Annotated in this window: 7 protein-coding genes; all 7 read left to right on the top strand. The window is 44.2% G+C overall.

Translation table 11 applies throughout. The annotated features are described in order from the left end of the window. Positions 1-50: 50 nt before the first annotated feature. Complete coding sequence (gene rpoC, locus C7475_RS18095) at positions 51-4,346, top strand: DNA-directed RNA polymerase subunit beta' (RefSeq protein WP_110054796.1); 4,296 nt, start codon at positions 51-53, stop codon at positions 4,344-4,346. Positions 4,347-4,445: 99 nt separating this feature from the next. After that, complete coding sequence (locus C7475_RS18100; RefSeq protein WP_110054797.1) at positions 4,446-5,147, top strand: DUF4397 domain-containing protein; 702 nt, start codon at positions 4,446-4,448, stop codon at positions 5,145-5,147. A 148-nt stretch (positions 5,148-5,295) separates the two neighbouring features. Next, a complete protein-coding gene (locus C7475_RS18105; RefSeq protein ID WP_110054798.1) occupies positions 5,296-5,913 on the top strand; it encodes an OmpH family outer membrane protein in 618 nt (205 codons plus the stop codon). A gap of 108 nt (positions 5,914-6,021) precedes the next feature. Further along, the gene (locus C7475_RS18110) at positions 6,022-7,443 is read left to right on the top strand and encodes an APC family permease (protein WP_110054799.1); all 1,422 of its coding nucleotides are present in this window, start codon (positions 6,022-6,024) and stop codon (positions 7,441-7,443) included. A gap of 817 nt (positions 7,444-8,260) precedes the next feature. Further along, on the top strand, positions 8,261-9,223 hold the full coding sequence (locus C7475_RS18115) for a FecR family protein (protein ID WP_158286535.1): 963 nt from the start codon (positions 8,261-8,263) through the stop codon (positions 9,221-9,223). Between the two features lie 95 nt (positions 9,224-9,318). Then, complete coding sequence (locus C7475_RS18120) at positions 9,319-12,555, top strand: TonB-dependent receptor (RefSeq protein ID WP_158286536.1); 3,237 nt, start codon at positions 9,319-9,321, stop codon at positions 12,553-12,555. Positions 12,556-12,604: 49 nt separating this feature from the next. Further along, positions 12,605-13,972: a hypothetical protein gene (locus C7475_RS18125; RefSeq protein WP_110054802.1), complete on the top strand. Its 1,368-nt coding sequence runs from the start codon at positions 12,605-12,607 to the stop codon at positions 13,970-13,972. Position 13,973 lies beyond the last annotated feature (1 nt).

Below are 13,973 nucleotides of genomic sequence, written 5' to 3' on the forward strand. Positions count from 1 at the left end.
CTATGACCCGCGGACTGAATAACATGTGAATTTTCTTTAAACAACATACAATGGCCATCAAGAAAGAAAATCGTCCTAAATCAAACTTTAGCAGCATTACCATTAGTCTGGCTTCTCCGGATTCAATCCTGGAGCGCTCATATGGGGAAGTGCTGAAGCCGGAAACCATCAACTACCGTACTTATAAGCCGGAGCGTGATGGTTTATTCTGTGAAAGGATCTTCGGCCCCGTAAAGGACTATGAGTGCTATTGCGGAAAATACAAACGTATCCGTTATAAGGGTATTGTGTGTGACCGTTGCGGTGTGGAAGTGACTGAGAAGAAAGTACGTCGTGAAAGAATGGGTCACATCCGCCTGGTTGTGCCTGTTGTACACATCTGGTACTTTAAATCATTACCAAATAAGATCGGTTACCTGCTGGGTATGAGTTCTAAAAAACTCGAAACCATCGTTTACTACGAAAGGTACGTGATCATTCAGGCGGGCGCTAAACAGGAGAAAGGCCTGAACTACGGCGATCTGCTGACAGAAGAAGAATATCTTGACATACTGGATACTCTGCCGAAAGACAACCAGCTGTTGCCTGACGAGGATCCGAATAAGTTCATCGCCAAGATGGGTGCTGAAGCGGTAGAAATGATGCTGGCCAGAATTGATCTGGATAGCCTTTCTTACCAGCTGCGTAACCAGGCTGCAACTGAAACCAGCCAGCAACGTAAGGCGGAAGCGCTGAAACGTCTGAGCGTGGTGGAAGCTTTCCGTGAAGCAAATGGTCGCGTTGAGAACCGTCCTGAGTGGATGGTAATGCAATATATCCCTGTAGTACCACCAGAACTGCGTCCGTTAGTGCCGCTGGATGGTGGACGTTTTGCGTCTTCCGACCTGAACGACCTGTACCGCAGGGTAATTATCCGTAATAACCGTCTGAAACGTCTGATCGAGATCAAGGCGCCAGAGGTGATCTTACGTAACGAAAAACGTATGCTGCAGGAAGCAGTTGACTCCCTCTTCGACAACTCCCGTAAATCAAATGCGGTGAAAGCTGAAGGTGGACGTGCACTGAAATCCCTGTCAGATGTACTGAAAGGTAAACAAGGTCGTTTCCGTCAGAACTTGCTGGGTAAACGTGTTGACTATTCTGGTCGTTCCGTTATCGTGGTAGGTCCTGAACTGAAACTGCACGAGTGTGGTTTGCCTAAGGATATGGCGGCTGAGCTGTTCAAACCGTTCATTATCCGTAAACTGATAGAAAGAGGTATCGTTAAAACGGTAAAATCAGCGAAAAAGCTGGTTGACAGAAAAGAAGCAGTGGTTTGGGATATCCTGGAGAATGTACTGAAAGGACATCCTGTAATGTTAAACCGTGCTCCGACCCTGCACCGTTTGTCTATACAGGCGTTCCAGCCTAAACTGGTGGAAGGTAAAGCGATCCAGCTTCACCCGCTGGTGTGTTCTGCGTTCAACGCCGACTTTGACGGTGACCAGATGGCCGTGCACGTACCGCTCAGCAATGCTGCGATACTGGAAGCACAGTTACTGATGCTGTCTTCACACAACATCCTCAACCCTCAGAACGGTACGCCTATCACCCTGCCTTCACAGGACATGGTCTTGGGTCTGTACTACATCACCAAAGGCAAGAAATCTACTCCTACTGAAAAAGTAGAAGGAGAAGGTAAGGCTTTCTATTCTGCAGAAGAGGTGATCATTGCTTACAATGAACAGAGGGTTAACCTCCATGCGAACATTCGTGTAAGAGCGACTGTTCGTAATGAGAAGGATGAACTGGAAACTAAACTGATCGAAACAACCGTAGGTCGTGTGATCTTTAACCAGCACGTTCCAAAAGAAGCTGGTTATGTGAACGCATTGCTGACTAAAAAGTCCCTGCGTGAGATCATCGGTGACATCATCAAGTATACTGATATCCCTAAAACTGCGAAGTTCCTGGATGATATCAAGCAACTTGGTTTCCGTACGGCATTCCGTGGTGGATTGTCCTTCAACATCAATGACCTGATCATTCCTGAAGTGAAACAGCACATGATCGATGGTGCTGCAAGTGAAGTAGACGAAGTATGGGATAACTATAACATGGGTCTGATCACGAATAACGAACGTTATAACCAGATCATTGACATCTGGTCACGTGTGGACACCAAAGTAACCGAAACGCTGATCCGTGAGCTGGCGAATGACAAGCAGGGCTTCAACTCTGTGTACATGATGCTTGACTCCGGTGCGCGTGGTTCCAAACAGCAGATCAAACAGCTGGCTGGTTTGAGGGGATTGATGGCAAAACCGCGTAAGAGTGGATCTACCGGTTCTGAGATCATCGAGAACCCGATCCTGTCCAACTTTAAAGATGGTCTGAACGTATTGGAATACTTCATCTCTACGCACGGTGCCCGTAAGGGTCTTGCGGATACGGCACTGAAAACGGCGGATGCGGGTTACCTGACCCGTCGTCTGGTGGACGTAGCACAGGATGTGGTGATCAATGAAGAAGATTGTGGTACCCTGCGTGGTATTGCGACTTCCGCACTGAAAGATAACGAAGAGGTGGTTGAACCGCTGTACGACCGTATACTTGGCCGTACTTCCCTGCATGATGTATTCGATCCTCATACCGAGGAGCTGATCGTTGAAGCAGGAAGCCTGATCAACGAAGATATCGCTCACCGTATCGAAGACAGCTCTATCGATACAGTAGAGATCCGTTCCGTACTGACCTGCGAAAGCCGCAGAGGTGTGTGCGTGAAATGTTACGGTAAAAACCTCGCTACCGGTTATGTGACGCAGCGTGGTGATGCTGTAGGTATTATCGCAGCACAGTCCATCGGTGAGCCTGGTACACAGTTGACCCTGCGTACCTTCCACGTGGGTGGTGTGGCTGGTTCTACTTCCGTGGATACCGGCTTACAGGCTAAATTCGATGGTACCGTACAATTCGATGGTCTGCGTACTACAACATACGAAAACAACGAAGGAGAGAAAGTTCAGGTGGTAATTGGCCGTACCGGTGAATTACGTATCATGGACGTGAAGAACGACAGGTTACTGATCACAAACAACATTCCTTACGGTTCTACCTTGCTGGTAAAAGACGGACAGAAAGTTGCAAAAGGTGACATGATCTGTACATGGGACCCATACAACGCTGTTATCGTATCTGAAATCGCGGGTAACATCCGTTTCGATAGCATCATCGAAGGTATCACCTTCCGTGAAGAGGCTGACGAACAGACTGGTCACCGTGAGAAAGTGGTAATTGAGACCAAAGACAAGAACAAGATCCCGTCTATCTATGTAGATGGTAACAAAGAGGTTAAATCTTATAACCTGCCGGTAGGCTCCCATATCGTAATTGAAGAGGGTGAAGCTGTAAGAGCTGGTCAGGTAATTGTTAAGATCCCTCGTATACTCGGTAAACTGCGCGACATCACGGGTGGTCTGCCACGTGTAACTGAACTGTTTGAAGCACGTAACCCAAGCAATCCTGCCATCGTATCTGAAATTGACGGTGTGGTAGCTTTCGGTAACATCAAACGTGGTAACCGTGAGATCATCATTGAAAGCCGTGAAAGTCATATCAAGAAATACCTGGTTCCATTGACCCGTCACATCCTGGTACAGGACGGTGACTTCGTGAAAGCAGGTACAGCGCTGTCCGATGGTTCTATCACGCCTGCTGACATCCTGTCCATTAAAGGACCGTTTGCTGTTCAGGAATACCTGGTAAATGAGATACAGGAAGTATACCGTTTACAGGGTGTGAAGATCAACGACAAGCACATTGAGGTGATCGTACGTCAGATGATGCGTAAGGTGAACATCGAGGATCCGGGCGATACCCGCTTCCTGGAAGGTGACACTACCGATAAATTTGAATTCTTTGAGGAAAACGACAACATCTTCGATAAGAAGGTAGTTACCGAAGCAGGCGAATCTACTTTGCTGAAAGCTGGTCAGATCGTTACCCTGCGTCAGGTAAGGGAAGAAAACTCCCTGCTGCGCCGTGCAGATAAAAAACTGGTGGAATACCGTGATGCAAAACCGGCTACCTCCAGCCCGCTGTTACAGGGTATCACCAAGGCTTCCCTTGGTACTCACAGCTGGATCTCTGCCGCATCCTTCCAGGAAACAACCAAAGTACTGTCTTCTGCAGCCATCAACGGTAAAACAGATGACATGCTCGGCCTGAAAGAGAATGTGATCACCGGTCACCTGATACCAGCAGGTACTGGTCTGCGTGAGTTCGAAAACATGATCGTAGGTTCCAAAGAAGAATACGACATCCTGGCATCTTCCAAAGAAGTGTTCCAGTTTGACGAAGAAGAATAGTAGAGATACTCTCATGTATAAAAAAAATGTCCCGTGCGTAGTGCCGGGACATTTTTTTTACGTGTAACTTTCCGCTAATTAAACCATCGGACGATTGTTATGAAGCAACGGCTTTATTTAATATTGTTAGTAATAATAACAGGAGTCATTGCCTGTAGTAAAGACAGTGACAGCTCTATACCTGATACAAGCTCCAACATCAATGTGTTTTTCGCGATACCGGACAAACAGTATGATGTGCTGATAGATACCACTACTATTGGAACTGATCTGGGATACGGTCAGAATACAGGTTATCATTCATTTCAGGCAAAGCGTTATTCGCTGGTGATCTACCCTGCAGGTAACCGTACAACGCCCGTAGGAGGAGGAGAGGTCAGTTTACGGAACGGACATTATTATTCTGTATTCCTGTCTCAGAATATCAACAGGATACCGCAGCTGCTGTTGGTAGAGGATAAGATGGGGCCATCCCAGCCTAATTTTGGCAAGGTAAGGTTCATTAATCTGAGTGATACCTGGGTAAATACAACATCAAGGCTAACCATGGACGTTTACGTAGATAGTTTACGTTACTTCCGGAGACAGGGCTACCTGGCGGTGTCAGAGTTTGCAGAGGTGCCAGCAGGGACACGTTATTTAGATCTTATAAGGGCTGATTCCGCTTTAAAACCGGATTGGAGCGTAATCGGCAGCAACAGTCACAACTATGTGATCGAGGCCCAGAAGCAATATACGATTATAGGTTATGGAGATGCTTTGAAGAAGGACTCTTTCAAGCTTACCACATTTGAGCATTAAAAAGTGACTTGGTAAGTGGCGTAAAAAATTTATATGTGAAAGTGTTGTTAAGATAGCCGGGGACTAAGTATAATCATCTAAAAACCTTATTTTAGCCGTTCAAAATTTTAAAAAGTATTTCAGGATATTAAAAAATCCACCTTACAACATGCGCACTAATAAACAAATTGTGAAAAGCGGATTATTAGCAGTATTAACAGCCGGAACATTTATTGCTTGCCAGCAGACTAATAAACAAGGGAACGGTGGTCCGGCAGCAGCTGCCAAGGACGGCGGTGCTGCACCTAATAGCGGCTTTATCATTGCATATGTGGATATCGATACCGTTGAAGCTCATTACGATTATTTCAAAGAGAAGAAGGCTGAATTAGAGAAGAAACAGCAGGCTATTGACAATGAACTGCAGGCTAATGTACGCGCATTACAGAACGAAGCTGCTGATTTTCAACGCAGGGCTAACACCATGACACAGTCAGAAGGTGAAGCAACGCAACGTGCTTTGTATAACAAACAGCAGCAGCTGGAGGGTAAGGCGCAGAACATGCGTTCCCAGTATGCTGAGCAGGAAAATAAATTCAATGAGGAGCTGCAGAAAAGGCTGAACGATTTCCTGACGAAGTATAACAGTGATAAACGTTATGCCTATATTCTTTCCTACCGTACTGGAGCTAGTAATGTTTTGTACAAGGATGAGAAGTACGATATTACAACTGAAGTGATTAAAGGTCTGAATGAGGCCAATGCCACTAGTACTGAGAAAAAATAATAGTTGCTATAGCAGCATCGTTTGAAAAATAATTATAACTTGAATCCCGTCTCGTAAACACTGAGACGGGATTTTTTTATTTAATCATATAGACAGAACAAGAACATAATGGAGAACCACAACACAACTTTTCGCCCCAGTTTAAGTCTACTGGACGCAACCATGATCGTTGCCGGGTCTATGATCGGCTCCGGTGTATTCCTGGTCTCCGCAGAGATCGCCCGTAATGTGGGATCTGCGGGCTGGCTGACATTAATGTGGGTATTGGGGGGCATTGTCACAATCATTGCGGCAGTGAGTTATGGAGAGTTGTCAGGTATGTACCCTAAAGCCGGTGGTCAGTATGTATATCTGCGTGAAGCGTATAATCCACTGGTAGCCTTTCTGTTTGGCTGGACACAGTTCAGTGTGATCCAGACAGGTACTATTGCGGCGGTAGCCGTGGCCTTTGCAAAGTTTTCCTCCTATCTTATTCCTGCCTTCAGCGAAGAGAACATATTGCTGGATGCCGGGTTTGTAAAGGTATCTTCCGCTCAGATAGTAGCTATCATTTCTATTATACTGCTTACGTGGATCAATACACGGGGTATTAAGAGCGGTAAGATCATTCAGACAGTATTTACCCTGGCGAAACTGCTTTCGTTGTTTGGGCTGATCATATTTGGTTTCCTGCTGGGCGCCAAACAGGAAGTGTGGAATGCTAACTGGGCGAATGCCTGGGAGGCTGTGAACCTCACGCAAGTGGACGGCCAGGTTACTACAACACTGTTATCCGGACTTGCATTGCTGGGAGCTATTGCTATTTCTATGAAGGGGTCATTGTTCAGCAGTGATGCCTGGAACAATATTACTTTCATTGCAGCGGAGATTAAAAATCCACAGAAGAACATAGGACGTGCGTTATTCCTGGGAACACTGTTAGTGACGATCGTGTATGTAAGTGCGAACCTGATGTACCTGGCTGTATTGCCTATGCATGAAATTGCCTTCGCTGCGAAAGACCGTGTAGCCGTTGTTGCTGCCGAGCAGATCTTCGGTGGGAGTGGTTCTCTGGTGATCGCAGTAATGATCATGGTATCGACTTTTGGATGTAATAATGGTCTGATCCTTTCCGGTGCCCGTATTTATTACACGATGGCCGAAGACGGTCTGTTCTTTAGAAAAGCAGCGGAGTTGAACGATAACAAAGTGCCAGCCAACGGTTTGTGGATACAGTGCGTGTGGGCTTCGTTGTTATGTCTGACTGGTAAGTACAATGACCTGCTGGCAATGGTAATTTTTGGCGTATTAATATTTTATGTTATCACAATTGCTGGTATATTTGTGTTACGCAGCAAGCGTCCGGATATTCCACGTCCCTATAAAGCATTTGGCTATCCGGTATTACCAATGATCTATATTTTTGTAGCATCAGCACTCGCATTATTATTACTTCGTTTTGAGAGTAGCTATGCGTTATTGGGCTTATTGATCATTGTCATCGGATTCCCGTTGTACTACCTGGCCATGAAGACACAAAAAAGCGCGTAAGAACCACGGAAAAGCTAACATGGACAAATAAAAAGCGGGCTTGACACAAAAGTTGTATGTAAAACGGTTGAAAATTTATCCGACTGCTGTGGAACTTTCAGTGAATTGATGTAATTTGCATGAAGACTTCCGGAATAGAGGATTGATTTGTGTGTAACCCTTGACGCAACGACACGTATGAATAGAAAACCCTTTGTCAACATAGAGCATTGCTTTACCAAGGAGCAATGAATAGAAGGGGAGGGAACCTATCATATATCACTACGGTGGAAGCCCGCAAGAATACATGAGAGAGAAGGAAATAGGTGTTCAAACATTCATTAACTGATGATGTAGGAATAGTTATTTGTCAACATTGTTTGAAGATAGGTAGTACGTACTGAAAAACGAAAGTTAACGTTAGAAGACTATATGCCAACAAACAACATCAAAAACAATATTCAATAAAATATTTATAAAGGCAATTATTTCTCATTGGGTGGGAGTTAAGAAGATTTGAAAGAATCTCTTAGCCCTATAATGACCATTAAAAGCCTACACGATTTGCATTCTCGAACATTCACATGACAATCTTAACAACAAGCGTATGGTATCTACCGTACGCTTTTTTTATGCGCTTATGGCGTGTATTGTCAATATAAGCAGCCGCCAGGCTACCGGGAATACTTATAAGCTTCTGCACTAGCGGATTCTCTTTCCAGGCTCAATGTTAAGGAATTATGAACTCCATTTTTTGATTAGGACATCCTTCTTTTACAATCGTACTCTTATTGTATTGGGTCACAAAAAGCACAATGACCCACGGTATTTCAAAAAGATGAAGATTAACGCACAGCTATTGGAGAAGTATTTTAAAGGTCTTTGTACGGATGAAGAGGTAGCGATGGTTGAGGCCTATCTTGATCAGGAACAAACACCTGAATTGGATGCTTATTTCATGCAAGTGAATGAAGCGGTAGAAGCAGGTCCTGTCAATAAGCAGAATATTGAGCTTCCCATAAAAAGGCGTTTTATTCATCCAGGTTATAGTGTGGCAGCAGCAGTAGTGGTTGTTTTGAGCGTACTTGCCTGGCTTTGGCAACAGCCTCGTGAAAAAGCAATACGGACAGCGTCCATCTTATCTGATACAATTTTTAACAACAGTAACACTGTTCGTCTTGTACATATGACAGATGGTTCCAAAATATGGCTGAATGCTTATTCATCTATCATCTATGATAAGAACTACAGTATTAGCAACAGAGATCTTTGGTTAAAAGGTGAAGCATATTTCGAAGTAGGTAAACAAGCGGAGTCTCCATTCAGGGTACACACCGCTAAACTGACAACAACGGCGTTAGGTACATCTTTCAATATCACAACTACGGGTAAAGCTGATGGCTCAATACAGGTAAGTCTTCTTGAGGGAAGGGTAGCTGTAAGTGATACTGTAAAAGGTGGTTCATTCCACTATGTACTGGAACCGGGGCAAATGCTGGAATACAAGGATGGAGAGCGACCAGTTGGTCCGAGGAAATTTAATGGTAAAAATGTATTAGCCTGGAAAAGCTATAAAATTATATTCGATCATACAATGCTGGCAGATGCGTTTACATTACTTGAAAGCCGTTACAATTGCAAGATCACATTAGAAGACACAACGTTCATACGGAAAAAAGTTAACGGCATCTTTAGTGCAAATCAATCTGTCAGCGGTATTCTCGAGGCTTTAGGTTATGTGCACCATTTTACAAATACTTATCGGGCGAACGAGAACCACTACATCATCAGGAAAAAATAGGAAACCTATATAGTTTACCACGACGGCATTCTTAAATAAAAACTGGATTTAAAAACATGCAAAAATCGACGTACAGATTTTGTAAGGGGAAATTTATGCCTATTGCATTGCTGCTGCAATTGAGCATACTAATATGCGGACAATCAGAAGTACTTGCAGCACAGCTCTATACTGAATTGAACGAAAAGGTACAAATTAAAGCAGGTATGACGTCAGCAGCTGATATCGTGAATACCCTGCAGCGACAAACAGCTTATACATTTGTTTATGATCCTGAATATTTAAAGAAATGTCACATAAAACCAATGAGTACTCAGGTGAATAAACTCTCTGAAGTACTGCAGTGGTTGGATGAACGTGCGCCACTCGATATAGTTTTCAATGATAATAGAATAATAATTACAAAAGGTGTGCAGGAAAAGCCGGCACAGGTAGTGACAGGTCACATCGTAGGAAAAGTAGTTAATAATAAAAATGAGTTTTTGCCTGGTGTGACTGTAAAGGTGAACAATGGCAAGGGAACTGTAACGCAGGTGGATGGAGGTTATGATCTGGAGCTGGAGCCAGGAAAATATACACTGGAGTTCAGTTTTATATCATACAATACAAAGAGAATTACAGATGTAGTTGTAACAGAAAAGAAACTGACGCCTTTGAATATTGTTTTACAGCCATCATCCTCCGCATTAAAAGAAGTGGTGGTGACTGCCAACTATCAGAAGGCTTCTGTGGAGGGATTGTATGCAATACAGAAGAATAACGCTGCAGTATCTGACGGTATAAGTGCAGAACAGATCAGGGCTACTCCTGATAACAATGCCGCGCAGGTCTTGAAGCGTATCAGCGGGTTAACGGTACAGGATGATAAGTTTGTTACTGTACGTGGTTTGAGTGAGCGTTATAACAACGTTATACTCAATGGGGCTAACCTGCCGAGCACAGAACCTAACAGAAGAAATTTCTCTTTTGACGTAGTACCCAGCGGACTTATAGACAATGTTGTGATCAATAAAACAGCTACACCTGATATGTCAGCCGAGTTTGCGGGTGGATTGGTACAGATCAATACGAAGGATATTCCCGCGCAGAACTTTGCATCTATTACTATAGGAAGCGGATTGAATACTAACAGTACAGGGAAGTCGCTGTATTCAACAGAAAGAGGTAACAAAGAATACTTCGGTGCGGATGACGGCAGACGTACCTGGTGGGAAAAAGACTGGTTGCGTGATGACTACAGGCAAGCTGCTGTTGCCGGAGATAATGTAAAAACCAGCTCCATGAATGCCCGCATTCCGAATAACTGGGGATTGCATAAGTATGGTTATTCACCGGTACAGAATTACCAGTTAACAGTTGGCAGAAGGATTAAACTCAAAGACGCCACTTCGTTGGGTATTACAGTAGCGGGAACTTACAGACATGAAGAAAGCATTGTAGATGATCAGCGCTATCAGCCTTCTTTCTATTACTATGACAATGCTAACACATACAATTTTAATACTGCAATAGGTGCTGTTGCGAACATCGGGTTTCAAACGAAGGGCCATAAAGTAGTATTGAAGAATCTTTACAACAGAAGATTCAGCCATGAATCTGCTGCCAACTACGGAAAGGAGTTCAACTTCAGAGTAACATCCAAAGAAGAAGGCGACGATGTATTATACTATTCAGACCAGGTAGTGATCAATGACCTGTGGCAGAGCAGGCTGGAAGGCGAGCATATGTTGCATAAGCATCTGAAGATGGATTGGTCTGCCGATTATATAACTGTACACAGGGATCAGCCGGATACGCGTGCCTCACTGGGATACCAGGCTTATGGTCCTAAAGGATATTATCAATATCTCCTGACTGAGGCATCTGGTTTTATCAATAGGGGAAATGCAATTTTCAACTCTGCTCTTGAAGAAAAGAGAAAGAACGTGACAGCTAATTTTTCTGTTCCGTTTAAAGTAGGGGAAGCTAATCAACTGATCAAAGTGGGTTATGCGGGCGCCTTCCGTAAGGCTGACTTCAAGTCATCAGCGTTGAGAATGTTATATGACCCGAAGGGAAATAAGAAAGAAATTGATGAAGCAGTATTGGGATTACCTGATTATGAGTTGCAGAGTTTATTGAAACCGGGATATCTGACTTACCGTTTTGCCTCTATCAGTGCAGGAGATGATGGAGAGGATTATTCAGGTGATCAGAAACTGCATGCTGCTTATTTCATGGCAGACATCAATTTCCTGAAGGACTTCCGATTCATTGGAGGTGTGCGTATGGAAAATAATGCGATGGATGTGCATGGCATCTCTTACAATAAGACGACAGGTATACCGGTGGATACATTGGTGAAGTATCGCAAGACCGATTGGTTGCCATCTTTTAACCTGATCTATAACCTCACTGAAGCGATGAATGTGCGACTGGCGTATTCGAAGACACTTGCCAGAGCCGACTTCAGGGAAAGGGCGCCCTTTATCTATTATGATTTCCGGGATAGAAACTCTTATCGTGGTGCAGTTAGTTTAAAGGATGCCAAGATCACCAATGTGGATATCAGATATGAATACTATCCTGGTCCAGGGGAAGTGATCTCTGTGTCCGGATTCTATAAAAGGTTTGACAGTCCGGTAGAAGTGGTGGCATCAAATGCCGGTGGACAGTTAAACTTATTTTATTTCAACCTGGAAAGGTCAACCAACAAGGGTATCGAAGTAGACTTCAGAAAATCGCTTGGTTTTGTTTCTCCTTCTGCTGCATGGTTAAAGAAGGTATTTATCAGCGGAAATGGTTCATGGATGAAGGCAAATGTTGAGTATAGCCCGGATGCGCTGTTAAAAGCAGCTGCAGATGCAGGAGCTGCTCCAGGTCAGGCTCCGGCAGGAAAGCGTGACCGTCCGTTACAGGGTCTTTCTCCATATGTTATAAACGGAGGACTTGGTTATTTCGGTAATGTACTTGGTGTAAATATGGTTTATAACCGTTTCGGAAAGAGAATATTGAATGCAGGTTTTAATCCATGGCAGGACCAGTACGAAAATGCACGTGACGTGATAGATCTTCAGTTAAGTGCGGCATTACTGAAGAATAAGATGCAGATCAGATTTAACATCAGTGATTTGTTACAGCAGGATTATATCGTTTATCAAAACGTAAAAGCTACTGCGCCAACAGAGATCGGAGGAGGACGTTTTGTTTTTGAATCAGCGGAAGAGCAGGCCAGCAGTCCGAATTCGAACCACGATCCGAAGGGAACATCTTTCAACAAGGACCTGGATTTTGTTTACCATAAATGGTTTAAAGGCAGGAACCTGAGTTTAAATATTACATACAATTTTTAATGTTCAAGCATCAACATACAACAATTCTTAAAACCCTAAAGGATTAACCATGAAAAAAATCATGTTTGCAGCCGGAGCTTTATCATTGCTCGCTTTCGGTGCATGTAAAAAGGAAGCACAAGACACAGCTCCTAAGTCCGTAAACGCCGCTGTTATTAACCTGCCTTCTGGCTCTACACTGCCTAACGTAATTAATTCCGGAGACGAGTATGTACTCGCAACTAACGGAACTTACTTCCTGGATGGCAAAACTTATGTAGATGCACAGGGTAAAATCACCATCAATCCAGGTGTAACAATCCGTGGTAAGAAGAAAAGCACTCCAGCTGAAGCTTCTGCACTGGTTATTACACGTGGTGCTACTATCGCAGCATTGGGTGATTCTTTAAATCCAATCACTTTCACTTCAGCTGAAGCTACTCCAGCTGTAGGTGACTGGGGTGGTGTAGTTATTCTGGGTGGTGCTCGTACTAACCAGAACACTGCAACTTCTGAACCAGTAATTGAAGGTATCAACCTGCCATCATTACCAGCTGGTATCGACGTTCATTATGGTAGCGCAACTGATGCTAACAACACTGAATCTTCAGGTACTTTCAAATTCGTTCGTATCCTGTATGCTGGTGCTGCTATCAGCGACGGTAATGAACTGAACAGCCTCACCCTGGGTGGTGTTGGTAGCGGTACTGAACTGCACCACGTAGAAGCTGCTTATGGTCAGGATGATGCATTTGAATTCTTCGGTGGTACTGTAAATGCTCGTTACCTGGTTTCCCTGAACACTAACGATGACATCTTCGATTTCGATTTCGGTTACACCGGGCAGCTGCAGTTCATCCTGGGTGTTCGCAGAGACACTGGTGTTGGTGCTTCTTATGCAGATGCTAATGGTATCGAATCAGATAACAACGCTGCAGGTGATGGTCTGCTGCCTCAGACTCAGGCTAAGATCTCTAACATGACCCTGATTTCAGGTACATCAGCCGCTGCTTTGGCTGGTACACTGAACGGCGCACGTCTGAGAAGAAATACCAGCTACATTATCAGAAACTCAGTATTGTTCGGTTACAACAATGGTGTTGCTCTGGAAGGCGGTTCTGCTGCTTCTTCTGCTAACATCGATTACAACTTAATTCACGGTTACTCTACATCTGTATCTGGTGGTACGCTGGCTGTTCCTAACAATATCCTGTATACTGGTATTAATCCAGCTACACAGCTCGGTATCGTTCGTCCATATGCAGTAGGTACTAACCCGATCACTGGTTTTGCTCCCTGGCCATCTTCAACTAGCGCAGCTGCAACTGCAGGTACTAGTTTCGCTGGTTTGAGCAGCTTCTTCTCAGGTACTACTTACAGAGGTGCATTTGCTGTAGGTAGCAAAAACTGGATCACTACCTGGACTGTAGGTCTGTAAT

Source organism: Chitinophaga sp. S165, assembly GCF_003182155.1.
Lineage (GTDB): Bacteria > Bacteroidota > Bacteroidia > Chitinophagales > Chitinophagaceae > Chitinophaga.